The sequence below is a fragment of the Brevundimonas fluminis genome, assembly GCF_003934285.1.
Classification (GTDB): Bacteria; Pseudomonadota; Alphaproteobacteria; order Caulobacterales; family Caulobacteraceae; genus Brevundimonas; species Brevundimonas fluminis.
In genome coordinates this window covers 190,906-214,680 of record NZ_RQWJ01000002.1, presented here as the reverse complement: position 1 = coordinate 214,680, position 23,775 = coordinate 190,906, and the positions used below count along the sequence as shown (strand labels likewise).

Sequence of the window (23,775 nt, the reverse complement as noted above, 5' to 3'; positions counted from 1 at the left end):
AAAGCAAAACCCCCGCCGGAGCGATCCGGCGGGGGCTCTTCATTTCACCGATGACCCGGGAGATCAGTCCCGACGACGACGGCCGCGGTCGCCGCCGCGGTCACGGTCGCCGCCCTCACGCTTGGGACGGCCGCCGGTGTCTTCCGACATCGGGGGCTCGCCGCGCTCGGCGCGCTCGGCGTTGATCTTGTCCGTGAGGTCCTCGCCGGTCTCCTGATCGACGACCTTCATCGACAGCTTGGTCTTGCCGCGGTCGTCCATGCCCAGGAACTTGACCTTGACCTCCTGGCCTTCCGAGACGACGTCGGCCGGGTTGGCGACGCGCTCCAGGGCCATCTGCGACACGTGGACCAGACCGTCCTTGGCGCCGAAGAAGTTCACGAAGGCGCCGAAGTCGACGACCTTCACGACCTTGCCCGTGTAGATCGTGCCGACCTCGGGCTCCGAGGTGATCGACTTGATCCAGTCGCGGGCGGCGTCGATCTTCTCCTGCTCGGAGGCGGCGATCTTGATGGTGCCGTCGTCCTCGACGTTGACCTTGGCGCCGGTCTTTTCGACGATCTCGCGGATCACCTTGCCGCCGGTGCCGATCACGTCGCGGATCTTGTCGACCGGGATCTTGATCTGCTCGATCTTGGGCGCGAACTCGCCCAGCTCGGTGCGGGCGCCGTCGATGGCCTTGTCCATCTCGTCGAGGATGTGCAGGCGGCCGGCCGAAGCCTGGGCGATCGCCTTCTTCATGATCTCCTCGGTGATGCCGGCGACCTTGATGTCCATCTGCAGCGAGGTGATGCCGTCACGCGTGCCGGCCACCTTGAAGTCCATGTCGCCCAGGTGATCCTCGTCGCCCAGGATGTCCGACAGGATGGCGAACTCGCCCGACGGCTCCAGGATCAGGCCCATGGCGATGCCCGAGACGGGCTTCTTCAGGGGCACGCCCGCGTCCATCAGCGCCAGCGAGGAGCCGCAGACCGTGGCCATCGAGGACGAGCCGTTGGACTCGGTGATCTCGGACACCAGACGGATCGTGTAGGGGAACTCCTCCGACGACGGCAGCATCGGACGGATCGCCCGCCACGCCAGCTTGCCGTGACCGATCTCGCGACGGCCCGCGCCGCCCATCCGGCCGGTCTCGCCGACCGAGTAGGGGGGGAAGTTGTAGTGCAGGAGGAACTTCTCCTTGTACGTCCCCGACAGGGCGTCGACGTACTGTTCGTCCTCGCCGGTGCCCAGCGTGGCGACCACGATGGCCTGGGTTTCACCGCGGGTGAACAGGGCCGAGCCGTGGGTGCGCGGGAAGACGCCGACCTCCGAGACGATCGGACGGACCTTGTCCAGGGCGCGGCCGTCGACGCGATGGCCGTTCTCGATGATGTCGCGACGCAGGACCTCGGCCTCGCACTCCTTGAAGGCCGCGCCGAACTTGGCCGGGTCGACCCCGTCCGGGTTCTCGTCGGTCTTCACCAGGGCGGCGGCGGCGGCCTTCTTCGCCGCGTCGACGCCCGAGCGACGGTCGTACTTGCCGGCGTGGGTGTAGGCGGCCTTGATGTCCTCGCCGACCAGCTTCTTGATCGAGGCGACGACGTCCGAGTGATCCTCGGCCTGGAAGTCGAACGGCTCCTTGGCGGCGTGCTCGGCCAGCTCGATGATGGCCTCGATGACCGGCTGCATGCCGCGGTGGGCGAACATCAGGGCGTCCAGGAAGGTCTCTTCCGACAGTTCCTTCGCCTCGGATTCCACCATCATCAGGGCGTCGTTGGTGCCGGCGACGACCAGGTCCAGGTCGGAGGTCGGCATCTGGTCCAGCGTCGGGTTGAGCACCAGCTCGCCGTCGATGTAGCCGACCCGCGCGGCGCCGATCGGGCCCATGAAGGGCACGCCCGACAACGTCAGGGCGGCCGAGGCGGCGACCAGACCGACGATGTCCGGATCGTTCTCCATGTCGTGCTGCAGCACGGTGACGACGACCTGGGTTTCGTTCTTGAAGCCCTTGACGAAAAGGGGGCGGATCGGACGATCGATCAGGCGGGAGACCAGCGTCTCCTTCTCGGTCGGACGGCCTTCACGCTTGAAGTAGCCGCCCGGAATCTTGCCGGCCGCGAAGGTCTTCTCCTGGTAGTTCACGGTCAGGGGGAAGAAATCCAGACCCGGCTTCGGCGCGCGGCCGTAGACGACGGTGGCCAGAACGATGGTCTCGCCATAGGTCGCCAGCACGGCGCCGTCGGCCTGGCGGGCGATGCGGCCCGTCTCCAGGGTCAGCGGGCGGCCGGCCCAGTCGATCGTCTTGCGTTTGATGTCGAACATTTTTCTTTTCTCTCGTCCCGCGGCCGTATTGCCGTCGGGGGCGGGCGGTCAGGGGTTCAGTCCGTCGGTCCCAGTGGACCCGGCATCCGAATGAGGCCGGGCGGGTGATCGAGGACCCTCGGGCCCTCCGTCGAAAATGCGCCGTACGTCCGGCGGCGCGCCGGTCTTTTCATGCACAAAGAGGCGCGGACATGGCCCGCGCCCCGTTGAAGCTCTTCGCGATCCCGCGCCTCAGCGACGCAGGTTCAGCTTGCCGATCAGCGCCGTGTAGCGCTCGCGGTCGACCTTGCTGAGGTGGTCCAGAAGGCGACGACGCTGCGAGACCATCTTGAGCAGGCCGCGACGCGAGTGGTTGTCCTTCTTGTGGGTTTTGAAGTGCTCGGTCAGGTTGGCGATGCGTTCCGACAGGATCGCGACCTGGACCTCGGCCGAGCCCGTGTCGCCCGCGCCGCGGGCGTTGTCGTTGATGACCTGAGCCTTGCGCTCGGGAGTGATCGACATCGGGTGTCTCCTTATTGGAGGTTGAACACGCGGTCGGGCTCGAGCCGACCGGCCCGCATCGAGCAGAGCGCGACGAGCGTTCCGTCCTGAAAGGCTGAAACGGTCCGCGAACCCTCCGCAAGGCGGGTCCTCAGCGTTTCGACCTGACGGGGGAGCAGAACGATCGGCCGTCCCTGCCGAAGCTGGAAGGCGTCCTGGTCCGTCACGGCCAGCTCCGGGATGTCGTCCAGGGCGGTCGCGACGGGAAGCAAACCTTCCGAGGCGGCGCCCCTATGCACCATTTGCTCCAGAGAATCCAGCGTCACCGCGTTTTCCAGGTCGAAGGGCCCCACGCGCTCGCGCCGGAGCAGCGAGACATGACCTTCCGCTCCCAGCGCCGCGGCCAGGTCGCGCGCCAGCGAACGGACGTAGACGCCCTTGCCGGTCTCGATCCGGATCTCGACGTGGTCGGCGTCGGGCGCGGCGACGACCTCGGCCGAATGGATGACGACGGGGCGCGGCTTCAGCTCCACCTCCACGCCCTCGCGCGCCAGGTCATAGGCGCGCCGTCCGTCCACCTTGATGGCGGAGAAGGCCGGGGGCGTCTGCTCGATCTCGCCGACGAAGGCCGGCAGCGCGGCCTTCACCTGATCCACGGTCGGGCGCTGGTCCGAGCGCGCGGTCACGGCGCCCTCGCGGTCCACGCTGTCGGTCGAGACGCCCCATTCGACGGCGAAGCGATAGACCTTCCGGGCCTCCATCATGAAGGGCACGGTCTTGGTCGCCTCGCCCAGGGCGATGGGCAGGATGCCGCTGGCCAACGGATCCAGCGTGCCCGCATGGCCGGCCTTGTTCGCGTCGAACAGGCGGCGCACGGCCGACACAGCCTGGGTCGAGCCCATGCCCAGCGGCTTGTCCAGACAGACCCAGCCGTGAACGGGCTGGCCGCGCTTGCGGCGGCTCACGCCTGATCGTCCCCGTCGTCGTGGCGTTCCAGATCGGCGCGGACGCGGGGGTCGTCGAACAGGCGGTCGATGCGGCCGGCGGCGTCGAAGCTCTCGTCGTGGCGGAAGCGCAGATCGGGCGTGAACTTCATGTCGATGTGCTTGCCAAGCACGCCCCGCAGGAATTTGGCGTGGGCGTTGAGCGCCTTGACGATCTCCCCGACATGGCCGGCCGTGGGCGCGGCCTCGACGCCGGCGCCCAGCGGTTCGACGAAGCAGGTGGCGTGCTTCAGGTCGGGGCTCAGTCGCACCTCGGTGACCGTGATCGACACGCCCGCGAGCGCCTCGTCGTGGATCTCCTCCTCCCGCAGCACCTCGACCAGGGCGTGGCGGATCAGTTCCCCGGCGCGCAGCTGGCGCTGGCTGGGGCCCTGGGGACCGGACGCGTTGCGGGTGTGCTGTTTGCGGCCCATGTCGCGCTCCTTCCGTGTCGCCCGCCGGGGATCGGACCCGGCTGAAAAGCGAAGGGGCGCGGTCTAGTCTCCGCCGGGCCGGGTGTCCAGTTCCGTCCCCGCCCGCTCGAACCGATCGACCGCGGCGAGCACCTCCGCCGACGTGACCGACCGCAAGGGCCGGACGGGCAGCCCGGCGGCGTTCAGCGTCCGGGCCGCCCAGCTGTTGCACAGGTTCAGGATCCAGAAATGCCCGCGAGCCGCGAAGAAGCGCGCGTCGTCGCCCGGACGAGGGGTCACCGGCCTGGCGCGTCCCCGGTCCGGCGCCAGCGTCGCCTCGACGTGCGCGGCGAGCCGGTCGAAGGCCGCCGCCGGCAGACGCAGGGTTCGTTTGCGGGCAGCAGGGATGCGGGCGGAAGGGTCGCCGGCGTGGGGGTCGAGCATCAGCACGGACGGATTGCCCGGCCGGAAGAAGGCCCGCGCCCCGTCCGGCAGGCGGCTCTCGATCGGGCGCTGGTCGACGTAGAAGACGGCGTCGCCCCAGCCGACCAGAATCCACTCCCCCGGCCCCAGCGAGCTCACCGCCCCGGCCAGAGGCCCCGGGCGTGCCTCGAGCGCCGCGCGAGGGAGGGCCAGGTCGGTGTGGAAGCCGTTGTCGAGGACCAGCACCGGCACGCCGTCCGCGTCGGTCCGCAGGGCCGGATCGCCCGGCAGGGTCCAGGTCCACAGCGCCGCCATCAGTCCCGACAGGGCCGCGACGAGGACGCCTCTCACCGCCCGACGCCCCTATAGGCGAACCGGCCGCAGACCACCGCCCCGGGGGCGTCCGGCACCGGACCGGCGGCCCAGATCTGGAGATGAAGCGTCCCGCCTTCGCGGACGACGGCCAGCCACCCCGGCTTGCCGCCGTCGCACAGGGGCGAGGCCGCGACCGGCGTGCGCGCGTCCGGCGGCACGATCTCGCGCAGCTCGATCTGCCGGTCGGCGGCCCGGCCCATGCCGCGCACGACCGGCTCCCGGCCGAAGGCGATGCGGTGGGGGCGGGTGCGCAGGGCGGGCGCGCCCTCGAACCTCAGCACGGCGCCGTCTACGTCCAGGTCGCCGCCGGGGGCGCCGGCCGGGGCGGCGAACGCGCCGACGATCGCGCGGCTTCCGGGCGCGACGGCGGGCGGGCTGGACGCGGGACGCAGGATCGGCGCCCGGTCGCGCAGGCGCTCGACGGCCGGCTCGATCTTCGTGCGCATCACGTCGACGCCGCGCTTCACCTGACCCTCGTCGAATGCCATGACGAGCAGGACGAGGCACAGCACGCCGAGGAGGGCCGCCAGCTTCTTCAACATGTCGACGGGCCCGGCTCGCGCATGGGTCCAGGTTAGGGGTCCGGGGCGAACCGCGATAGGTCCGTCGCGTTCCGCGCGAAACCTAGTCGATCACCGGGCGGCCGGGCTCGGGCGCGGTCCAGTCGCCGCGGAAGGCGTAGTTCAGCTGGACGCAGTGACGATAGCGGCCGTCGGCCCAGAGGCCCACCGCGTGCATGGTCAGCGGCCGCCCCGCCCGGACCCGGCCCATGACCAGCCAGGCCGCGTCGGCCGAGGGACACAGGGCGCGCACCAGGCCGCGACCCTCGCCTTCCGGAACGATCTGGTAGACGTCCCGCTCGCGCGCGCCGGCGGGCAGGACCGAGAGGGTCTCGGCCGGACCGCCCCACTTGACCTCCGCCGAGCCCCGGCTGGTGGTGGCGTGGATCTTGAGCACCGACACGGCCCCGAACAGACCCCGGCGGACCTCGAAGGTCAGGCCCTGCGTCAGGGCGCGGGTGACGCGGTCGGCGGCGTCATAGGACCACAGACGCACGTCGGCCAGGGCCGGCGTCGCCGCGAGGATCACAGCCAGGAATGCGACGATCGCCTTCTTCATGCGCCCTTCCTCCGAAACGACTGCGGCGGAACCGGGGCTGACCCGATCCCGCCGCAGGTTTTCCCGACATCCGCACCGCGCTCAAGCAGCGAGACGCCGCGCGTCGAGCGGTAGCGCTTACGTCAAAGAGACCGCTTGATCTCTTCGACCGTGAAGCACTCGATGTAGTCGCCTTCCTTGATGTCGGTGAAGCCCTGGAAGTGCATGCCGCACTCCTGGCCCGACGGCACCTCGTTGACCTCGTCCTTGAAGCGCTTGAGCGTCTGCAGCGTGCCCAGTTCCAGCACCACGACGTCGTCGCGGACGATGCGGACCTTGGCGCCCTTGCGGACCACGCCCTCGGTGACCCGGCAGCCGGCGATCTTGCCGATCTTGGAGATGTCGAAGACCTGAAGAACCTGGGCGTTGCCCAGGAAGGTCTCGCGCTGGATCGGCGCCAGCATGCCCGAGAGGACGCCCTTCATGTCGTCCAGCAGGTCGTAGATGATCGAATAGTAGCGGATCTCCACGCCCTCGCGCTCGGCCAGGTCACGGGCCTGTTTCGAGGCGCGGACGTTGAAGCCGAGGATCGGCGCCCCGGCGGACTTGGCCAGGTTGACGTCGCTCTCGGTGATGCCGCCGGCGCCCTGCATGACGATGCGGGCGCGGACCTCCTCGTTGCCCATCTTCTCCAGCGAGGCGGCGATGGCCTCGCCCGAGCCCTGGACGTCCGACTTGATGACGACCGGCAGCTCCGAAATCTTCTTCGAGCCCAGCTTGGCCATCATGTCGGCCAGGGAGGCGCCGGAGGCGCCCGTGCCGGCGGCCTTCTGACGCTTCTGGCGCGCGCGGAACTCGGTCAGTTCGCGGGCGCGGGCCTCGCTCTCGACGGTGGCGAAGACGTCGCCGGGCGACGGAGCCTCGTCCAGACCCAGGATTTCGACCGGGACCGAGGGGCCGGCGCTGGTCAGCTGGGCGTTGCGTTCGTCCAGCAGGGCGCGGACCTTGCCCCAGGCCGAGCCGGCCACGACGATGTCGCCGCGCTTCAGCGTGCCGCGCTTGACCAGAACGGTCGCGACCGGGCCGCGGCCCTTGTCCAGCTTGGCCTCGATGACCACGCCCTCGGCCGAGCGGTCGGGGTTGGCGCGCAGATCCATGATCTCGGCCTGCACCAGAATGGCGTCGGTAAGACCGTTGAGATTGGTCTTCTCCTTGGCGGAGACCTCGATGATCTGGGTGTCGCCGCCCAGGCTCTCGGCGATGACCTCGTACTGCAGCAGCTCGTTGACGACCTTCTGCGAGTTGGCGTCCGGCTTGTCGATCTTGTTGACCGCCACGATCAGCGGCGCGTTGGCCGCTTTGGCGTGCTGGATGGCCTCGATGGTCTGCGGCATGACGCCGTCGTCGGCGGCCACCACCAGAACCACGATGTCGGTCACGTTGGCGCCGCGGGCGCGCATGGCGCTGAACGCCGCGTGGCCCGGCGTGTCCAGGAAGGTGATCCGCTGGCCGTCGCCCAGACGCACCTGGTAGGCGCCGATGTGCTGGGTGATGCCGCCGGCCTCGCCGCCCGCCACGTCCGTGGTGCGCAGCGCGTCCAGCAGCGACGTCTTGCCGTGGTCGACGTGGCCCATGATGGCCACGACCGGGGCGCGGGTCTCCGTCGCGTCGGCGTCGTCGGCCTCGGACAGGAAGCCCGTCTCGATGTCCGACTCCGACACCCGCTTGACGGCCATGCCGTATTCCTCGGCCACCAGTTCGGCGGTGTCGGAATCGATGACGTCGTTGATCTTCATCATCAGGCCCTGACGCATCAGGAACTTGACGACGTCGGCGCCGCGGATGGCCATGCGGTTGGCCAGCTCGCCGACCGTGATGGTGTCGGGGATGATCACTTCGCGCGGACGGTTGGGCGCGTCGGTCGAGCCGCCCTTGCGCTTTTCCTTCTCGCGTTCGCGGGCGCGGCGGACCGAGGCCAGCGAGCGCATGCGCTCGGCGGCGTCCTCGTCTCCTCCGGCCACGGCCTGGATGGTCAGGCGGCCTTCGCGGCGCTTGGGCTCGCCGCGGGTGCGGCTGACGGCCTTGCCGGGCCCGGACTCCGAGAAACGGCGATCCCGGTCGTCGTCGCGGCCTCCGCCGGCGGGTCGGGGAGCCCCGAAGCCGGCGCGGACGGGACGGGCGACCTCGGGCTGGGCCGGGGGCGCGGCGCCGCGGGGGCCGGCCGGACCCGTGCGCGGGCCGCCGGGGCCGCGCGCGCCGGGGGCGGGCTTGGGCGCGACGGCGGAATAGCGGACGGGCTCGCCCGGCGTGCGGGCGCGACCGGCCGGACCGGCGCCGGTCGTTCCGCCGGGGCGCGGCGAATAGCTGCGCTCGCCGCCGCCCATGGCCTGCTCGCGGGCCGAACGGCCGCCGAAGGCGGGACGCTCGACTGGGGCGCGGCCGGGGTTGCCCGGCTTGGGCGCGCGCTGGCCGAAATTGACGGCGGGACGGGCCGGAGCGGCCGGCCGCGGTGCGGGCGCCGGGGCCTCGACGGGCGTTTCGGCGACCGGAGCGGGCGCGGGCGCGGGCTTCGCCTTGACGGCTTCCGGAGCCGGCACGGCGGCGCCCAGCTTGGCCGCTTCCTGACGCGCGGCCTCGGCGGCGGCGCGGGCCGCGGCGGCTTCGGCCTGGGCCGCCTGGGCGGCTTCGGCGGCGCGCGCGGCCTGTTCCTTCTGGGCGGCGTCCTTGCGGGCGCGCTCCTCGGCGGCCTGACGCTCGCGCTCGGCCTGCTGGCGGGTGGCCAGTTCGATGGCGCGGCGGCGCGCCTCCTGCTCGGACTGCGACAGGCCGCCGGCGTCGGCGGGCGCGGCCGGACGCGAGGCCGGCGCGGCCGGGGCCTCGGTGCGCGGACGCGCGACGTCGAAGCCCTGCGGGCGCTGGTGACCGCCGCCCGGAGGTGCGCCGACGCGCCGCTTGGTCTCGACCACCACGGTCTTGGAGCGGCCGTGGCTGAAGCTCTGCTTCACGGTGCCGGCCGAAACCGCCCCCGCCTGGCGCGGCCTCAGGCTCAGCGGCGCGCGCGGCCCCGTCGCCGAAGGGGTCGGGGTCGTCTTGCCGTCGTTGGTCTTGTCGTTCTCGTCGGTCATCCGGTCGCTTTATTCTGACGGCGGGACATCCACCGTCGTCCTCAAACACAAAAAGCCGTGCGGCGCCCCGCCCCGTTAGGGAGCGAAACCCCGCCCGTCTGAAAATCCATCCGGGTCCTCAGCCGCGTCGCCCCGCCACGAGGGGGGCGTCAACGGTCGAAATCCCGCCAGTCGTTCGACCTCGGTGGTCCAGCGATCGGCCCGCCCGCCCTCAAGCAGGACGGCGTGTATCGCATTTTCCAGCCCCAGGGCCAAACCCAAATCGTCGGCGGTGAAAAGCCCGCAGACCTTGGGCGGCGGCGTCTGGTGACGCGCCAGCGCCAGAAGCTTGCCTCGGCCGTCGGCGGACCCGTCCGCCGCCTCGACCAGCCAGGCGGCCCTGCCCGATCGGATCGCGGCGGCCGCCTTCTCGAAGCCGGAGATAAGCACGCCCTCGCGACGGGCAAGCCCCAGCTGATCCAGACAGCGGCGGAACAACAGGGTCTCGACCGTCTCCGCCAGGTCGGCGGCGGGCTTCAGCGGCGCCCTGGCCGCCTTGGCGAACAGGTTCTTCGACGCGGCCTGGGCGACGGCGTCGCGGGTGGCCTCCACCCACAGGCCGCGGCCGGGCAGCTTCCGCGCCAGATCAGGGGCGACCGAACCGTCCGGGGCGGCGACGAAGCGGATCAGACGAGATTCGTCCATGACCTGGCGGGTGACCAGGTCGCGGCGTTCCCTATCTGCCGTGGCGTCGCGCAGCCCCATGGACGGTCCGGGCCTCCATCACGCGTCTTGGGGCTGGTCGTCGGCCCCTTCCGGGGCCTCCGCTTCGCCCGCTTCGGCGTCGCCGCCGCCGAAGACCACGTCGGGGTCGTATTCGCCCTCGGCGTACTCTTCCTCGTATTCCGGCTCGGGCTGCGGCAGCTCCGAGGCGTCGATCCAGCCGGCGGCGACGCGGGCTTGCAGGATCAGCATCTCGGCGTCTTCCTGCGCCAGGTTGAAGGCCTCCAGCACGCCCGGGACCTTCACCCGCTCGCCGTTCTTCATCTCGTGGCCGCCGCGAATCTCGTCGGTGGCCAGGTCGGCCAGATCCTCGACGGTCTTCACGCCGCCCTCGCCCAGCGCCACCGCGATCGGCAGGGTCACGCCCGGCACTTCGAGCACGCCGTCCTCGACGCCCAGCTCCTTGCGCTTCGCGTCCTGCTCGGCGGCCAGCTTGTCCAGCCAGTCGCGGGCGCGGGCCTGCAGCTCCTCGGCGGTCTCCTCGTCGAAGCCCTCGATGTCCGAGATCTCGTACGGCTCGACGTAAGCCAGGTCCTCGACCGTGGCGAAGCCTTCGGTGACCAGCAGCTGGGCGATCACCTCGTCGACGTCCAGGGCTTCCTGGAACAGCTGGGTGCGTTCGGCGAACTCGCGCTGGCGACGCTCGCTGTCCTGCGACTCGGTGATGATGTCGATCTGCCAGCCCGTCAGCTGCGAGGCGAGGCGGACGTTCTGGCCGCGGCGGCCGATGGCCAGCGACAGCTGCTCGTCGGGCACCACCACCTCGACGCGGTCGGCCTCCTCGTCCAGCACCACCTTCGACACCTCGGCCGGGGCCAGGGCGTTCACGATGAAGGTCGGCTCGTCGTTGTTCCACTGGATGATGTCGATCTTCTCGCCCTGCAGCTCGGCGACCACCGCCTGAACCCGCGAGCCGCGCATGCCGACGCAGGCGCCGACCGGATCGATCGAACTGTCGTTCGACAGCACCGCCATCTTGGCGCGCGAGCCGGCGTCGCGGGCGGCGGCGCGGATCTCGATCACGCCGTCATAGACCTCGGGCACTTCCTGGGCGAACAGCTTGGCCATGAAGCCGGGGTGGGCGCGGCTCAGCATGACCTGCGGCCCCTTCGCCTCGGGCCGGACGTCGTAGATGTAGGTGCGGATCCGGTCGCCGATGTTGAACACCTCGCGCGGGATCGAGTCGTTGCGGCGCATGATGCCCTCGCCGCGGCCCAGGTCGACGATGGTGTTGCCGTATTCGACGCGCTTGACCGTGCCGTTGACGATCTCGCCCACGCGGTCCTTGAACTCTTCGTACTGGTTGGCGCGCTCGGCGTCGCGGACCTTCCCCATCACGACCTGGCGGGCCATCTGGGTCTGGACGCGGCCGAACTCGAACGGGGGCAGGTCCTCGACGTACTCCTTGCCGACGAAGGCCTCGGGGTCGCGCTTCGACGCGTCCTTCAGGCGCACCATGGCGCTGTCGTTGAACTCTTCCAGCTCGTCTTCCGGCTGCCAGTCGTCCTCGACGATGGTCACGTGACGGGTCAGGGCCATCTCGCCGGTCTTGGGGTCCATCCTGGCGCGGATGTCGTGATGCGCGCCGTAGCGGGACTTGGCGCCCTTCTGCACGGCCTCCTCGATCGCCTCGATGACGATCTCGCGGTCGATGTTCTTCTCGCGCGCGACCGCGTCGGCGATCTGGAGAAGTTCGAGACGGTTCGCGGAAACGCCGACTGCCATATGCGTAAAGTCCTCAGTCTTCTTCGGTTTCAGTGCGGGCGGCGCGCTTTTCGGCCCCCGCCTTCATCAGTTGATCGTTCAGCACCAGCTTGGCGTCGGCCAGCCAGGCGAAGGGCAGAAGGGCGGTGTCTTCCTCGCCCTCCAGGTCGATCAGGACGTTGTCGTCCTCGATCCCGGCCAGCACGCCCTTGAAGCGCTTGCGGCCCTCGACCATGCGGTCGGTCTCCAGACGGGCCTCGTAGCCTTCGAACGTGTCGAAGTCCTCCAGCCGCGTCAGCGGACGGTCGACGCCGGGCGACGAGACCTCCAGCAGATACTCGCCGGCGATCGGATCGGCGGCGTCGAACACCTCCGACACCGCGCGGCTCAGCCGGGCGCATTCCTCGACGGAGATGTCGTGGTCGGACGGGCGTTCGGCCATGATCTGCAGGCGGCGACGCTGGGTCCCTCCCATCAGCCGCACGCGCACGATCGCCAGACCCAGCGTCTCGGCGACGGGCTCGATCAGCTCCAGCAGCTGGCGATCTTCGGCGGTCTTGGCCTTCAAGGCGGGCGCGATCCAAAACAAAAGCGGCGCCCGATCCGGACGCCGCTTGATCGGCGCCGTCAGGCCGCCGGTCCAACGATGTGAGCGGTCATATAGACGCGCCGACGCGCCTTGTCAGCCCCAATCGTCGACGGCCCGGCTTGCCCCGTCCGTCGGGGAATGGTCAGCAGGCGCGATGACGGCCGTCGCCCACCCCCTTCTCGCCCTCGCCTTCGCCGCCCTGATGGCGCTGGGGGCGCAGGTCGACGTGCCGATGCACCCGGTGCCGATGACGATGCAGAGCTTCGCCGTCCTGCTGGCGGGGGCCGCCCTCGGGCCGATCCGGGGCGTGGCGGCCGTGGCGATCTATCTGGCGGCGGCGGCGATCGGTCTGCCGGTGCTGTCCGAGGGCGCGCATGGCCCGGCGCCCTTCACCGGCGCGACGGCGGGCTACCTCGTCGCCTTTCCGATCGCGGCGGGGCTGGCCGGCCTGGCGGCGCGTCGGGGCCTGCTGGACGGGTGGGCGGTCGGGGCCGCGACGCTGTTCGTCCTGCACCTGCTGCTGCTCGGCATGGGCGGCGCCTGGCTGGCGACGAAGATCGGTTCCGCCGACGCCTGGGCGGGCGGCGTCCGGCCCTTCCTGATCGGGGCGGCGGTGAAGTCGCTGCTGGTGCTCGCCGCGCTCAAGGCGTGGCGGCGGGTCGCGCCTCAGCCCCGCACGTAGTCCAGGAACACCGGCGCGCAGTCGCCCAGCTTCTTCTCCTCATAACGCGTGACGACGTGGTCGGCGGGCGCGGTGCGGTCCTCCGGGTCGCCGCCGACGTCGGGGACGCGCGTCAGCCCATCGGTCGCGTCCAGCAGATCGCGCGACTGGTCGGCATAGTCCTGCCAGTCCGTGACGAAGCGCAGCCGTCCGCCCGGCTTCAGCACGCGCATCAGCTCGGCCAGAAACGCCGGCTGCAGCAGGCGGCGCTTGTTGTGCCGCGCCTTCTGCCAGGGGTCGGGGAACAGGATGAAGACCCGGTCGATGCAGGCGCCGGGCAGGGCGGCGACCACGTCGCGGCCGTCGTCGGGATGGAGGCGGACGTTCTTCAGCCCGCCCTCGTCGACGTGGCGCAGGGCAGAGGCCACGCCGTTGACGAAGGGCTCGGCGCCGATGACCAGCACGTCCGGCCGCCGCCCGGCCTGGGCCGCCATGTGCTCGCCGCCGCCGAAGCCGATCTCCAGCCAGACCTCGGCCGCGCCGGGCATGAGGGCCGCCGGATCGATCGGCCCCGCCTTGGGATCGGGCAGGCGGATCGAGGGCAGCAGGGCGTCGAACAGCGCCGCCTGCCGCGGCTTCACCGCCCGCGACTTGATGCGGCCGAAGGAGCGGAGCGGGGGATGGTTCGGGGAGGCGGGCTCGGACATGGGGGCGGCGTATACGCGCCCGGGGCATTGGGGACTAGGGATTGAGGACCGGGGAGGCAGGTGCGGCGGCGCTCGCCGATCCCCGGCCCCCGGTCCGTCGAATATCAGACCAGCGCCTTCAGCCTGTCGACCAGATCGGTCTTTTCCCAGCTGAAGCCGCCGTCGGCGTCGGGCGCCTGGCCGAAGTGGCCGTAGGCGGCGGTGCGGGCGTAGATCGGCTTGTTCAGGCCGAGGTGCGTGCGGATCGACCGCGGCGTGGCGCCGCCGATCAGGCCCGGCAGCTCACGCTCCAGCACCTCTTCGTCGATCTTGCCGGTGCCGTGCAGGTCGACGTGGACCGACTGGGGCTGGGCCACGCCGATGGCGTAGGACAGCTGGATGGTGCAGCGGTCGGCCAGACCGGCGGCGACCACGTTCTTGGCCAGATACCGCGCCGCATAGGCGGCCGAGCGGTCCACCTTGGTCGGGTCCTTGCCCGAGAAGGCGCCGCCGCCGTGCGGGGCCGCGCCGCCGTAGGTGTCGACGATGATCTTGCGGCCCGTCAGGCCGGTGTCGCCGTCGGGTCCGCCGATCTCGAAGATGCCGGTGGGGTTGATGTGCCAGACGGTCTCTTCGGTGATGAAGTCGGCGGGCAGCACCTCGCGCACCACCGGCTCCACGACCCTGCGCACGTCGGCCTGCGACAGGCCCCTGGCGTGCTGGGTCGAGACGACGATCGAGGTGGCGCGCACCGGCTTGCCGTTCTCGTAGAACAGGGTGACCTGGCTCTTGGCGTCGGGCTCCAGGGCCTTTTCGCCGCCGTGGCGCAGGGCGGCCAGACGCCGCAGGATCTCGTGGCTGTAGGCCAGGGTGGCCGGCATCAGCTCGGGCGTCTCGTTCGAGGCGTAGCCGAACATGATGCCCTGGTCGCCCGCGCCCTCGTCCTTGTCGCCGGCGGCGTCGACGCCCACGGCGATGTCGACCGACTGGCCGTGCAGGTGGTTGGCGAACTCGAACGTCTTCCAGTGGAAGCCGTCCTGCTCATAGCCGATGTCCCTGACCGCGGCGCGCACGGCGTCCTCGATCTCCTGCTCGATGTTCCCGACCCAGCCGTCGTTCTCCCAGATGCCCTTGCCGCGGATCTCCCCGGCCAGAACCACGCGGTTGGTCGTCGTCAGGGTCTCGCAGGCGACCCGCGCTTCCGGATCCCTGGCCAGGAACAGGTCCACGATCGTGTCGGAGATCCGGTCCGCGACCTTGTCGGGGTGCCCCTCCGAGACGCTCTCGGAGGTGAAATGGAAGGACGAACGGCTCACGGACGGCTCCTGGGGACGGCGAGGCGGGCACTCATATAAAGATATCCTTATATGTGCAAGCGACCCGTCGCCGTCACCCCCTCGCGCGGGCGCTGCGGATCAGTTGGGCCGTCCGCTCGGGGCCCAGCTGGTGGTTCAGGCTGAGCCGCGACCGGCCGTCCGGCCCCATCAGCCAGATCGCCAGCGAATGGTTCATCGTATAGCCCTCGCCCTCGCCCACCTTCTCGAAATAGGCGCCGTAGGCCCGGGCCGTGGCGGCGATCCGGTCCGGCGTGCCGGTCAGACCCGTCACGCCCTGCGGAAAGCCGGGGCTGGACAGATAGTCCTTCAGGACCTGCGGCGTGTCCCGCTCGGGATCGACGGAGACGAAGATCACCTGCAGGTCCTCGCCCTCGCGCCCCAGTTCACGCTTCGTCGCGTCGATCATGGCCAGCGTCGTCGGGCAGTAGTCGGGGCAGTACGTGAAGCCGAAGAACACCAGGCTCCAGCGGTCCTTCAGCAGCGCCTCGGTCACGGTGCGCCCGTCCTGATCCACGAGGGTGAAGGGGCCGCCGACCTGCGGCTGACCGGTCCCGCCGGCCTGCACCGAGCTGCCGGCCATGCCCTGTGCGGGCGCCGCCCGGTCGCGCGCCCCGACCACCAGCATGGTGACCAGCGCGAGGGCCAGGGCGATGCCGGACACGGCGGCGGCGAACAGGATGACGGTGCGGCGCGGCATCGCGGCTCCAATGTCTCGTGAGGGCTGACGCGCCGGTCTATAGGAGGGTCATGAGCCCCGTGGAAGCCGACGCCGCGCCGCAGGAACGCACCCCCCCGGAGGGGTGGCGCGATCTGCAACGCCGCGGCCGGGGCCTGTCGCTGCGCACCCTGATCATCCTGCGATGGATGGCCCTGCTGGGTCAGAGCGCGACCATCTTCACCGCCACGGTGATCCTGCATTTCGACCTGCCGCTCCTGGCCTGTTCGGCGGCCCTGGCCGCCGGCGTCCTGTTCAATCTCTATGCCGCGTCCGAGCTGAAGACGCTGGACCCGAACCCGACCGACGGGCGTCGCACCGCCCTGCACCTCGGCTTCGACATGCTGCAGCTGACGGTCCTGCTGGCGCTGACCGGAGGCCTGAGGAACCCGTTCTGCCTGCTGCTCGTCGCGCCCGTGACGGTGGCGGCCGCCTCCCTGCCCGCGCGGCAGGCTCTGGGGCTGGGCTTCATGGCCCTGCTCGCCTCGGTGGCCCTGTTCTACTGGTCTCTGCCCCTGCCGTGGGCCAAGGGCACCGAGCTCGACCTGCCGCCCCTCTACCGCGTCGGCATCGGCCTGGCCCTGGTGACGGGGGTGGTCTTCACCGCCACCTACGCCTGGCGGGTGGCCGCCGACGCCGAGAAGCTGGAGCTGGCGCTGGCGACGACCCAGGACGTCCTGCAGCGCGAGCAGAGGCTGGCGGCCATGGGCGGGCTGGCCGCCGCGGCGGCGCACGAACTGGGCACGCCGTTGGCGACCATCCAGGTCGTGGCCAAGGAGCTGAGCCGCGCGGCGCGGGGCAACGCCGCCCTGACGGAGGACGCCGAGCTGATCCTGCAGCAGGCCGAGCGCTGCCGCGAGATCCTCAAGCGGCTCAGCCAGGCGCCCCAGGACGACGGGGCCCTGACCGCCTCGGTCAGCCTGCGCGCCCTCCTCGAAGAGGTCATCCAGCCCCACCGCGGCTTCGACCTCGACTTCGCCGCCGTGGTGCGGACCCGCTCCGGCGAGCGCCCGCCGCAGGTGCGTCGCCTGCCCGAGGTCGTGCACGGCCTGTCCACCCTGGTCGAGAACGCGGCCGACTTCGCCTCGGCCGCGGTTCGGCTGGAGGCGGTGGTCGACGCGGGTTGGATCGAGATCTCCGTGCTGGACGACGGTCCCGGCTTCGCCGCCGACGTCCTGCCGCGTCTTGGCGAGCCGTATGTGACCAGCCGCCCGCACGGCAAGGCGCGCCGCGCCCTGACCGCCCAGATCGCCGCCGCCGCCCAGGCCGCGGCCGGCGGCCGCCGCGGGCGCAGGGCTCCGCCGCCGCAGGCCGAGCCGGTCGCCCCCAGCCAGGGGGGCATGGGCCTGGGCTTCTTCATCTCGCGCACCCTGCTCGAACGGAGCGGCGGCGTGGTCTCGGTCGGCTCGGCGGAGCAGGCCGAGCCGCCGATGAAGGGCGCCCGGGTCACCGTGCGCTGGCCCCGCCCCGCGCTCGAATCGTCGCAGGGGGCCTGAAAGGCTTGCGAACGGAACCGGACGGTCCGACATCGGCGTTACAGGAGACGCCATGACCGACCAGACCGCCGATCCCTCCGCCCAGGAAGCCCGCGTCGCGGCGCTGCCGGACCGATCCCTGCTCCTGCTCGACGACGACCAGGCCCTGCGGACCCGGATGGGCCGGGCGCTGGAGAGCCGCGGCTTCGAGGTCGTCACCGTGGCTTCGGTGGCCGAGGCCGGAGTGGCCGTGGCGGGACGTCCGCCCGCCTTCGCCGTTCTGGACATGCGGCTGGAGGACGGAAACGGCCTCAAGGTCGTGGAGATGATCCGCGAGCGGCGCGAGGACAGCCGCATCGTCATGCTGACCGGCTACGGCGCCATCGCCACCGCCGTGGCGGCGGTGAAGGCCGGCGCCGTCGACTATCTGCAGAAGCCCGCCGACGCCGACGACGTGGTCAAGGCCCTGCTGATGACCGGCGAGGCGCCCGAGCCGCCGGACAATCCCATGAGCGCCGACCGCGTGCGCTGGGAGCACATCCAGCGCGTCTACGAACTTTGCGACCACAACGTCTCGGAGACCGCGCGCCGCCTGGGCATGCACCGCCGGACGCTGCAGCGCATCCTGGCCAAGCGCGCGCCGCGGTAGGGCTTAGGGCTTAGGGCTTAGGGCTTAGGGCTTAGGGCTTAGGGCTTAGGGCTTAGGGCTTAGGGCTTAGGCGCGTGAGGAGCGTTCGCACCATGCGGCCAAGTTCGTCGGCTTCCGTGAGCAATTCGGCCGTCGCCCCCTCAGGACAGAGCCCGATGCGTTCCGCGAGCATGAGGTGGGTCTCCAGTTCCTTGAGCGAACCTTGGGCGATGCGGACGAAGCTGACGTAGGCCGGGCGGGTTCCTCGCCCGTAGCCCTCGGCGATGTTGGCGGCCACTGACACGGCGGCCCGTCTGGCTTGAGAGGTGAGTCCGAACCGCTCATCGCTGGGGAAGCCACGCGTGACCCGGTAGGTGGCCTCCGCCAATCCCATTGCACGCTGCCAAATCACCAGATCGCGGTAGCCCTTCATGCCCCTCTCTAAGCCCTAAGCCCTAAGCCCTAGCCCCAAGCCCCTACCCCCAAGCCCTACCCTTTCAGCGCCCGCATCGCCCCCAGCCTCCCGAACGCCAAGGTCAAGGCCTTGCGTCGGGCCGGCGCCAGCGGGGTCGCCGTCGCCTCGCGGAGCACCGCCCCGCCGAAGCCGTCGGCGACGATCAGGCCGCAGTCGCTCTCGATCAGGTCGTGGGGAAAGCCGGGGTCGACGGCGAAGAAGAAGGCGTCGCAGAACGGGCCGTACTCGCGCCATTTCTGGTCGCAGCGGAAGTCCTCCAGCCCGGACTTGACCTCGACGATCACGATCTCGCCGCGCGGGCTCAGGGCCATGACGTCGGCGCGCCGCCCGTTCGGCAGGCCGACCTCCAGCAGGGGGGCGTAGCCCATGTCCACGAGCAGCCGCGCCGCTCCGCGCGTCACGGCCAGCGTGGTCTCGGGCCGGGAGAAGACGAGATCGATCTGGAGCGCGGAAACCGCCATGGCGGCATATGTTCCGGTTGTGTTCCGGAGGTCAACCCGCCGGGACCGCCGCGCGCCGCGCGGGCATCAGGCCAGCTCGCCGGCCTTGACGCTGTAGACGTGATCGTCGCCGGCATACACATGCGCGGCCACGCCGCTGGAATGGTTCCGGAGCAGCCTCAGGGCCTCGTCCCGCGCCTCTTCCGGCGTCATCGCCGTCAGCGGCTCCATGTGGGGCACGGCCGAGACGTTGGATTCCACGAAACAGATGAAGGTCAAGACCACGCTCCCGAGCCTGTGAAGAAGGGGGGAGTGTGCGGCGTGCGTCACCGATCTCTTCCAGTCGGGGGCGCCCAGAATACCGGCCCTCGATGCGTCCCTTATACCGCGTCGGCCCGGCGGAACATAGACCGCCACCGTACACAGCCTGCGGGAGACGGCGGCGTCACCCGCCGGTCGTCACCACTCGCGAGGTGTCGAGGCCCAGCTGGCGCGCGCGGGCCAGGGTCTGGCTGCGGACGGCGGCCGAGGGGCTCTGACTGCGGTGCCAGATCCACCAGTCGGACTTGTTCGGCAGGGACAGGATGGCCCAGCTGTAGTCCGGCGCGTGAGCCAGAACCCAGTAGTTCTGTCCGGCCAGTCCGCCGAAGCTCAGCAGGCCGCGCAGGGTGAAGCGGAACTTGGCGTTGTTGGCCGGGTCGACGTTGGCATTGGCGCGCAGGGTTTCGACGCGCCCGTCCGCGCGGCGGGTGCAGGTCACGGTGATGCCGTAGCGGTCGGCCCGGTTCGTCCCGGTGAAGTCGATCTGGGCGCGGCTGCAGTCCTTCTGCACGTCGTTGGGGCTGCGCGCGATCTCGAACCAGCGACCGTCGAAGCGGTCGAGGTCCAGGCCCGACACCTGGGCGTGGGCGGCTCCCGGAGCGAGCAGGGTGAGGGCGAGGGCGGCGATCAGGGCATGACGCATCAGGGTCTCCATCTCTCATCCGACCCGCCAGATACGGGCGAAGGCCCTCAGCGGTTGCGCCGCGCCCGCCACTGTTCCCGGGTCTGGCCCCAGCGGTCGACCGGCGCGTCCTGAAACGGCGGCGGCAGCTTCGTCGGCCCGAGGTTGCTCGACCCGAGACGTTCGGCCAGCCGCTGCGACGGGACGTTGTCGGGGTCGATGCAGTGGATGACGTCGGTCCAGCCCAGCACGTCGAAGGCGTAGTCCAGCGTGGCGGCGGCGCCTTCCACGCCGTAGCCCCTGCCCTGGGCGTCGGGATGCAGGCCCCAGCCCACCTCCGTTCCGGGCCAGCCCTCGGGCGTCCACGGCCCCAGCCGGCCGACCCACAGGCCCGTCGACTTCTCGACCAGGCTGAACATGGCGACGCCCGTCAGGGCCCAGGCCCCGGCCATTGTCATCAGGCCGCGCCACGCCGCGGGCGCCGGCTGCGCGCCGCCGATGAACCGCGCCGCCTCCGGGTCGGCCATCATCTCCGCCCAGCGCGGAAAGTCGGCCATGGCGGTCGGGCGCAGGATCAGCCGCTCCGTCTCCAGCGTCGGCCCCGGGGCGATCCAATCGGTCACAAAAGATACTCCCGCTCCAGTTCATAGTGGCTGCCATCCCGCGTGAGCACGCTGGAGTACAGTCCGAACCGGTCGATCCGCGCGGGCGGGGACTCCAGAAGATTGTGTCCCGTGATCCAGGCCCCGATGCGCGCGGGGTCGGTCTGCGGCTTCAGGTAGGCCAGCGTCACGTGCGGCCTGTAGGCCCGCGTCTCCAGCCTCAGCCCCGCGCGCTCGCCCGCCGCGCGGCAGCGGCCCGCCAGCACGTTCAACCGCTCGTTCGGCGCCACTCCGGCCCAGACGGCGTGGGTGCGATGCCCCTCCCCGAAGGCGCCGACGCCGGACAGCGACAGGGCGAACGGCCCGCCCGTCGCGGCGCGCTCAAGCTCGGCGGCCAGGTCGTCGGCCGTGCGCTCGCCGACCTCGCCGTAGAAGGCGAGCGTGACGTGCAGCGCCTCGGTCGGACGCCAGCGCGCGCCGGGCAGGCCCGTCTGCCGCCGCGCCAGGGGTTCGGCCAATTCCGGAGGCAGGGAAAGGGCCGTGAAGAGCCGGATCATGCGGCCATTGGTAGCGGCGACCGCCGCCGATCCCAAGTCCGGTTTTCCTTGCGTCACCCCCGCGCCGCACCGATATTCCCCGGCTGAACCCGGACATTCCGGGAAGATTTGGGAGATCGAACTCGCGATGAGCGACTTCAACAACGGATACGCCCGCCCGCTGCCGCAGACGGCCGACATGTCCGTCGACGCCGGCCTGCGCGCCTTCATGCTGGGCGTCTACAACAAGCTGGCGCTGGGGCTGGTGGTCGCCGGGGTGCTGGCCTACGTCACCGGCAACGTCCCGGCGGTGCAGCAGCTGTTCTTCGCCGCCACGCCGGACGGTCGCGTCGGCCTGACCATGCTGGGCATGGTGGTGCAGTTCGCGCCGCTCGTGCTGCTGTTCGGCTCCATGTTCTTCATGAAGAACCCGACGGCCGGCGGGGTGAACCTGCTGTACTGGGCCGTCGTGGCCTCGATCGGCGCCAGCCTGGGTCTGGTGTTCCTGATCTACACCTCGTCCTCGGTGGCCTCGACCTTCTTCGTCACCGCCGCCGCCTTCGGCGCGCTGAGCCTCTACGGGTACACGACCAGGCGCGACCTCGGCCCGCTGGGCACCTTCCTCATCATGGGCGTGATCGGCCTGATCATCGCCTCGGTGGTGAACATGTTTGTGGGCTCCGGCACTCTGGGCCTGATCATCTCGGCCGCCGGCGTGCTGATCTTCTCGGCCCTGATCGCCTACGACACCCAGCGGCTGAAGATGACCTACTACGCCCTGGGCGGAAACCAGGCGGCGCTGGGCGTGGCCACGGGCTTCGGCGCGCTGAGCCTGTTCATCAACTTCGTGAACCTGTTCCAGTTTCTGCTGTCGTTCATGGGCAACCGCGAATAGGTCCAAAAAGGCCCTTGCGGGGCGTGTGGCGGGTCCGCTATACGCCCCGCTCTCGACTGAGAGCGCGGGCGTAGCTCAGGGGTAGAGCATCACCTTGCCAAGGTGAGGGTCGGGCGTTCGAATCGCCTCGCCCGCTCCAGTCAGAGACCAAAGAAGGCTCCGCCCCGGCGGGGCCTTTCTTGTTTTCGGCTCGCGCATGCGTCAGCTTTTCCCGGGGACGGGAGGCGGGCATGGATCATTCCGACGCGGTCGAGCGCGAGGCGGGCAAGCGGCTGGACGCCTTCGTCGATGCCGCCTTCGCCTTCGCCGTCACCCTGCTGATCATCGCGGGCGCCGAGCCGTTGACCGGGTTCGCGGACCTGGGGCGGGCGCTGGCGCACGTGCCGGCCTTCGCCGCCGGCTTCGCCCTCGTCACCATGTTCTGGTCGGCGCATCGGGGCTTCGGCCGGCTGACGACCGCGCGCGGCGGCGCGATCGGCCTCATCAGCCTGGCCATCGTCTTCACCGTGCTGGTCTACGTCTTCCCGCTGCGCCTGCTGACCGAGTCGGGCATGGGCTGGATTTCCGGAGGGCGCCTGCCGGGCGGCGAGCTGATCCGCTCGATCGGCGACCTGCGCGGCATCTTCGTCTCCTACGGGATCGGCTTCGCCTTCCTTAGCGGCCTCTACGCCCTGTTGAACCACGTGGGCCGCCCGCAGGCGCGCGACCCTGCGGCGCGCGCGGCGCTGGGCGCGGCGCGGGACGTCTGGCTGATGTGCGTGGGCGCAGGGCTGGTCTCGGCCGGACTGGCCGCCTCGCCCCTGCTGGCCGCCGCGCCCTGGGCGCCCGGCTTCGCCTACTGGCTGATCCCGGCCGGCATCGGCCTGTACTACGGCCTGAAGCGCAAACCCGCCGCGGGGCCGGACCCCGCCGCCTAGAGCCCCAGCGCCGCCTTCACGTCGCGCCAGTCGACCATCTTGAAGTTCTGCTGTCCCGGATTGGGCGCGTCCTCATGATCGTGGAAGGCCAGCGCCCCTTCCGGGAAGGGGCCGATCGGGCCGGAGAAGGCGTCAAGCCCGTCGGTCTGGGTCACGCCGTCGATCGTCGGGCCGTCGACGATGGCGAACCGTCCGACGTAGACGTGCCGGTCCCCCTCGATCCGGAACACCGGATAGGTGCTGTCGCCCTGGCTGGAGACGATCAGATACTCGACCCCCCGGTCTCGCATGATGGTCAGGCCCTCGACGTCGTCCTTGACGCGGACCCGGTCGACGCGGGCGACCTCCGTCGGCGTCGTCGGCCCGGCGGGATCGAAGTCGAAGCGCCAGACGCCGACGTCCTCCTCGCCCACATACAGGACGTCGGTCGCGTCGTTGACGACGCAGCCTTCCAACTGGCCGCCCAGGGTCAAGACGCGCGGCGCGCCGATCACCGGCCCGGTCGGTCCCGCCTCGATCGTCATCTGGTGCACCGTGCCGGCCTTGGTGGTGACGACGAGGAAGAACACCTCGCCGCGTCGCCCCATGCAGAAGCCGTACGGCTCGTAGGCGGTCGGCATGAACCAGTAGTTGGTGGTCGACAGGGTCGCCGGGTCGAACAGGTAGAGGTTCACGCCGTTGGCTCCGGGCGCGTCGTTGCTGGCCCCCACCAGAACACGCTCGCCCGCCCAGACCCGGTAACCCGGGCGCAGATCGACGTTGTTCACCGGGCCGGACGGCAGAAATTCCCGCACCGTTCCGTCCATGTTGTGGACGTAGAGACCGTCCGACTTGTCCGTCCCGAACATGACCGCGCGCGACGGATCGCGGGGATCTGCCCAGAAGGCCGGATCGTCGGCGTCGACCTCGGGATCGGTGGTCACCACCGTCTCCACCGCCGCCATGACGGCCCTGGCCGGGTCGCCCGGCGCCATGATGCCCTGCGGCCCCCGGTCCTCGACGGTCGAACAGGCGGCCAGCAGGGCCGCGGCGGCGGTCAGGACGAGCAGGCGCATGGTGGTGATCCCCCGTTTCGGCGCCGGGTCGCACCGCCCGCCCCCCGTCGTCAAGCGTCCGGAGCGCTCGTCACCAAACGATGATCGTTCTGAGACTCCGCCGTCATGCAAGCTTCGCCGGAGCGTCGTGGAGCGGGCCTAGAGGCGATTTCCG

The 23,775-nt window shown here is 70.7% G+C and carries 26 protein-coding genes and 1 tRNA gene; 6 read left to right on the top strand and 21 right to left on the bottom strand.

The features are described 5' to 3' along the window. Positions 1 to 63: 63 nt before the first annotated feature. The 11 genes from pnp to rimP form a co-directional block, all read right to left on the bottom strand. Complete coding sequence (pnp, locus tag EFJ44_RS01505) at positions 64 to 2,304, bottom strand: polyribonucleotide nucleotidyltransferase (RefSeq protein ID WP_125255421.1); 2,241 nt, start codon at positions 2,302 to 2,304, stop codon at positions 64 to 66. Between the two features lie 231 nt (positions 2,305 to 2,535). Continuing rightward, positions 2,536 to 2,805 carry a 30S ribosomal protein S15 gene (gene rpsO, locus EFJ44_RS01500; RefSeq protein WP_125255420.1) on the bottom strand — a complete coding sequence of 90 codons (270 nt, stop codon included), beginning with the start codon at positions 2,803 to 2,805 and terminating at the stop codon, positions 2,536 to 2,538. 11 nt (positions 2,806 to 2,816) lie between these two features. Next, entirely contained in the window at positions 2,817 to 3,749 is a 933-nt protein-coding gene (gene truB, locus EFJ44_RS01495; protein ID WP_125255419.1) for a tRNA pseudouridine(55) synthase TruB, read from the bottom strand. Then, positions 3,746 to 4,201, bottom strand: a complete 456-nt coding sequence (gene rbfA / locus EFJ44_RS01490) for a 30S ribosome-binding factor RbfA (RefSeq protein WP_125255418.1) — start codon at positions 4,199 to 4,201, stop codon at positions 3,746 to 3,748. Before rbfA ends, truB begins: the two co-directional genes overlap by 4 nt. A 63-nt stretch (positions 4,202 to 4,264) precedes the next feature. After that, positions 4,265 to 4,954: a DUF2459 domain-containing protein gene (locus EFJ44_RS01485; protein ID WP_241209636.1), complete on the bottom strand. Its 690-nt coding sequence runs from the start codon at positions 4,952 to 4,954 to the stop codon at positions 4,265 to 4,267. Then, positions 4,951 to 5,520: a hypothetical protein gene (locus tag EFJ44_RS01480; protein WP_125255417.1), complete on the bottom strand. Its 570-nt coding sequence runs from the start codon at positions 5,518 to 5,520 to the stop codon at positions 4,951 to 4,953. Before EFJ44_RS01480 ends, EFJ44_RS01485 begins: the two co-directional genes overlap by 4 nt. Positions 5,521 to 5,602: 82 nt before the next feature. Then, a complete protein-coding gene (locus EFJ44_RS01475; protein WP_125255416.1) occupies positions 5,603 to 6,097 on the bottom strand; it encodes a hypothetical protein in 495 nt (164 codons plus the stop codon). A 122-nt stretch (positions 6,098 to 6,219) separates the two neighbouring features. Continuing rightward, positions 6,220 to 9,201, bottom strand: a complete 2,982-nt coding sequence (gene infB, locus EFJ44_RS01470) for a translation initiation factor IF-2 (RefSeq protein WP_125255415.1) — start codon at positions 9,199 to 9,201, stop codon at positions 6,220 to 6,222. A gap of 75 nt (positions 9,202 to 9,276) precedes the next feature. Further along, positions 9,277 to 9,945: an RNA-binding protein gene (locus EFJ44_RS01465; RefSeq protein ID WP_125255414.1), complete on the bottom strand. Its 669-nt coding sequence runs from the start codon at positions 9,943 to 9,945 to the stop codon at positions 9,277 to 9,279. Between the two features lie 18 nt (positions 9,946 to 9,963). Beyond that, positions 9,964 to 11,688, bottom strand: coding sequence for a transcription termination factor NusA (nusA, locus tag EFJ44_RS01460; protein ID WP_125255413.1), 1,725 nt, complete (start codon positions 11,686 to 11,688; stop codon positions 9,964 to 9,966). Positions 11,689 to 11,701: 13 nt separating this feature from the next. Next, positions 11,702 to 12,235, bottom strand: a complete 534-nt coding sequence (rimP, locus tag EFJ44_RS01455; protein ID WP_125255412.1) for a ribosome maturation factor RimP — start codon at positions 12,233 to 12,235, stop codon at positions 11,702 to 11,704. Between the two features lie 175 nt (positions 12,236 to 12,410). On the opposite strand from rimP, the gene EFJ44_RS01450 reads away from it, so the two are divergent. After that, positions 12,411 to 12,938, top strand: coding sequence for a biotin transporter BioY (locus EFJ44_RS01450; protein WP_125255411.1), 528 nt, complete (start codon positions 12,411 to 12,413; stop codon positions 12,936 to 12,938). Here EFJ44_RS01450 and trmB read toward each other — a convergent pair. From trmB to EFJ44_RS01435, 3 genes are all read right to left on the bottom strand, one after another. Further along, positions 12,923 to 13,624, bottom strand: coding sequence for a tRNA (guanosine(46)-N7)-methyltransferase TrmB (gene trmB / locus EFJ44_RS01445; RefSeq protein ID WP_125255410.1), 702 nt, complete (start codon positions 13,622 to 13,624; stop codon positions 12,923 to 12,925). The two genes, EFJ44_RS01450 and trmB, sit on opposite strands and share 16 nt — an antisense overlap. Before the next feature lie 104 nt (positions 13,625 to 13,728). After that, positions 13,729 to 14,919, bottom strand: coding sequence for a methionine adenosyltransferase (metK, locus tag EFJ44_RS01440; protein WP_125255409.1), 1,191 nt, complete (start codon positions 14,917 to 14,919; stop codon positions 13,729 to 13,731). 73 nt (positions 14,920 to 14,992) lie between these two features. Continuing rightward, positions 14,993 to 15,637 (bottom strand): SCO family protein, encoded by a 645-nt coding sequence (locus EFJ44_RS01435; RefSeq protein ID WP_125255408.1) that lies wholly within the window; start codon positions 15,635 to 15,637, stop codon positions 14,993 to 14,995. A 50-nt stretch (positions 15,638 to 15,687) separates the two neighbouring features. Between EFJ44_RS01435 and EFJ44_RS01430 the strand changes: the two genes are divergently transcribed. Together EFJ44_RS01430 and EFJ44_RS01425 are read left to right on the top strand one after the other, a co-directional pair. Further along, complete coding sequence (locus tag EFJ44_RS01430) at positions 15,688 to 17,151, top strand: ActS/PrrB/RegB family redox-sensitive histidine kinase (RefSeq protein ID WP_125255407.1); 1,464 nt, start codon at positions 15,688 to 15,690, stop codon at positions 17,149 to 17,151. A 52-nt stretch (positions 17,152 to 17,203) separates the two neighbouring features. Beyond that, positions 17,204 to 17,779: an ActR/PrrA/RegA family redox response regulator transcription factor gene (locus EFJ44_RS01425; protein ID WP_125255406.1), complete on the top strand. Its 576-nt coding sequence runs from the start codon at positions 17,204 to 17,206 to the stop codon at positions 17,777 to 17,779. 52 nt (positions 17,780 to 17,831) lie between these two features. Here EFJ44_RS01425 and EFJ44_RS01420 read toward each other — a convergent pair whose 3' ends face one another. The 6 genes from EFJ44_RS01420 to thpR form a co-directional block, all read right to left on the bottom strand. Then, complete coding sequence (locus EFJ44_RS01420; protein WP_125255405.1) at positions 17,832 to 18,191, bottom strand: four helix bundle protein; 360 nt, start codon at positions 18,189 to 18,191, stop codon at positions 17,832 to 17,834. 56 nt (positions 18,192 to 18,247) lie between these two features. Continuing rightward, on the bottom strand, positions 18,248 to 18,694 hold the full coding sequence (gene mmcB, locus EFJ44_RS01415; protein ID WP_125255404.1) for a DNA repair putative endonuclease MmcB: 447 nt from the start codon (positions 18,692 to 18,694) through the stop codon (positions 18,248 to 18,250). Between the two features lie 66 nt (positions 18,695 to 18,760). Continuing rightward, positions 18,761 to 18,952 carry a hypothetical protein gene (locus EFJ44_RS01410; RefSeq protein WP_125255403.1) on the bottom strand — a complete coding sequence of 64 codons (192 nt, stop codon included), beginning with the start codon at positions 18,950 to 18,952 and terminating at the stop codon, positions 18,761 to 18,763. Positions 18,953 to 19,118: 166 nt separating this feature from the next. Then, positions 19,119 to 19,637 carry a lipocalin family protein gene (locus tag EFJ44_RS01405; protein ID WP_125255402.1) on the bottom strand — a complete coding sequence of 173 codons (519 nt, stop codon included), beginning with the start codon at positions 19,635 to 19,637 and terminating at the stop codon, positions 19,119 to 19,121. A gap of 47 nt (positions 19,638 to 19,684) precedes the next feature. Beyond that, entirely contained in the window at positions 19,685 to 20,239 is a 555-nt protein-coding gene (locus EFJ44_RS01400) for a GNAT family N-acetyltransferase (protein ID WP_277596034.1), read from the bottom strand. Continuing rightward, positions 20,236 to 20,775, bottom strand: coding sequence for an RNA 2',3'-cyclic phosphodiesterase (gene thpR / locus EFJ44_RS01395; protein ID WP_125255401.1), 540 nt, complete (start codon positions 20,773 to 20,775; stop codon positions 20,236 to 20,238). Before thpR ends, EFJ44_RS01400 begins: the two co-directional genes overlap by 4 nt. Positions 20,776 to 20,902: 127 nt before the next feature. Between thpR and EFJ44_RS01390 the strand changes: the two genes are divergently transcribed. The 3 genes from EFJ44_RS01390 (at position 20,903) to EFJ44_RS01380 (ending at position 22,566) form a co-directional block, all read left to right on the top strand. Then, positions 20,903 to 21,649, top strand: coding sequence for a Bax inhibitor-1/YccA family protein (locus tag EFJ44_RS01390; RefSeq protein ID WP_125255400.1), 747 nt, complete (start codon positions 20,903 to 20,905; stop codon positions 21,647 to 21,649). A 64-nt stretch (positions 21,650 to 21,713) separates the two neighbouring features. Beyond that, positions 21,714 to 21,788 (top strand) — tRNA-Gly (locus tag EFJ44_RS01385). Between the two features lie 91 nt (positions 21,789 to 21,879). Beyond that, positions 21,880 to 22,566, top strand: a complete 687-nt coding sequence (locus EFJ44_RS01380) for a TMEM175 family protein (protein WP_125255399.1) — start codon at positions 21,880 to 21,882, stop codon at positions 22,564 to 22,566. Here EFJ44_RS01380 and EFJ44_RS01375 read toward each other — a convergent pair. Further along, positions 22,563 to 23,621, bottom strand: a complete 1,059-nt coding sequence (locus tag EFJ44_RS01375) for a phytase (RefSeq protein WP_125255398.1) — start codon at positions 23,619 to 23,621, stop codon at positions 22,563 to 22,565. The two genes, EFJ44_RS01380 and EFJ44_RS01375, sit on opposite strands and share 4 nt — an antisense overlap. Positions 23,622 to 23,775 lie beyond the last annotated feature (154 nt).

What these genes read in the sequence shown, in the direction of transcription:
- pnp (WP_125255421.1), bottom strand. Translation starts at nt 2,304, where the DNA reads ATGTTCGACATCAAACGCAAGACGATCGACTGGGCCGGCCGCCCGCTG.
- rpsO (WP_125255420.1), bottom strand. Translation starts at nt 2,805, where the DNA reads ATGTCGATCACTCCCGAGCGCAAGGCTCAGGTCATCAACGACAACGCC.
- rbfA (WP_125255418.1), bottom strand. Translation starts at nt 4,201, where the DNA reads ATGGGCCGCAAACAGCACACCCGCAACGCGTCCGGTCCCCAGGGCCCC.
- EFJ44_RS01480 (WP_125255417.1), bottom strand. Translation starts at nt 5,520, where the DNA reads ATGTTGAAGAAGCTGGCGGCCCTCCTCGGCGTGCTGTGCCTCGTCCTG.
- EFJ44_RS01475 (WP_125255416.1), bottom strand. Translation starts at nt 6,097, where the DNA reads ATGAAGAAGGCGATCGTCGCATTCCTGGCTGTGATCCTCGCGGCGACG.
- infB (WP_125255415.1), bottom strand. Translation starts at nt 9,201, where the DNA reads ATGACCGACGAGAACGACAAGACCAACGACGGCAAGACGACCCCGACC.
- EFJ44_RS01465 (WP_125255414.1), bottom strand. Translation starts at nt 9,945, where the DNA reads ATGGGGCTGCGCGACGCCACGGCAGATAGGGAACGCCGCGACCTGGTC.
- nusA (WP_125255413.1), bottom strand. Translation starts at nt 11,688, where the DNA reads ATGGCAGTCGGCGTTTCCGCGAACCGTCTCGAACTTCTCCAGATCGCC.
- EFJ44_RS01450 (WP_125255411.1), top strand. Translation starts at nt 12,411, where the DNA reads ATGACGGCCGTCGCCCACCCCCTTCTCGCCCTCGCCTTCGCCGCCCTG.
- trmB (WP_125255410.1), bottom strand. Translation starts at nt 13,624, where the DNA reads ATGTCCGAGCCCGCCTCCCCGAACCATCCCCCGCTCCGCTCCTTCGGC.
- EFJ44_RS01435 (WP_125255408.1), bottom strand. Translation starts at nt 15,637, where the DNA reads ATGCCGCGCCGCACCGTCATCCTGTTCGCCGCCGCCGTGTCCGGCATC.
- EFJ44_RS01430 (WP_125255407.1), top strand. Translation starts at nt 15,688, where the DNA reads ATGAGCCCCGTGGAAGCCGACGCCGCGCCGCAGGAACGCACCCCCCCG.
- EFJ44_RS01425 (WP_125255406.1), top strand. Translation starts at nt 17,204, where the DNA reads ATGACCGACCAGACCGCCGATCCCTCCGCCCAGGAAGCCCGCGTCGCG.
- EFJ44_RS01420 (WP_125255405.1), bottom strand. Translation starts at nt 18,191, where the DNA reads ATGAAGGGCTACCGCGATCTGGTGATTTGGCAGCGTGCAATGGGATTG.
- mmcB (WP_125255404.1), bottom strand. Translation starts at nt 18,694, where the DNA reads ATGGCGGTTTCCGCGCTCCAGATCGATCTCGTCTTCTCCCGGCCCGAG.
- EFJ44_RS01405 (WP_125255402.1), bottom strand. Translation starts at nt 19,637, where the DNA reads ATGCGTCATGCCCTGATCGCCGCCCTCGCCCTCACCCTGCTCGCTCCG.
- thpR (WP_125255401.1), bottom strand. Translation starts at nt 20,775, where the DNA reads ATGATCCGGCTCTTCACGGCCCTTTCCCTGCCTCCGGAATTGGCCGAA.
- EFJ44_RS01390 (WP_125255400.1), top strand. Translation starts at nt 20,903, where the DNA reads ATGAGCGACTTCAACAACGGATACGCCCGCCCGCTGCCGCAGACGGCC.
- EFJ44_RS01380 (WP_125255399.1), top strand. Translation starts at nt 21,880, where the DNA reads ATGGATCATTCCGACGCGGTCGAGCGCGAGGCGGGCAAGCGGCTGGAC.
- EFJ44_RS01375 (WP_125255398.1), bottom strand. Translation starts at nt 23,621, where the DNA reads ATGCGCCTGCTCGTCCTGACCGCCGCCGCGGCCCTGCTGGCCGCCTGT.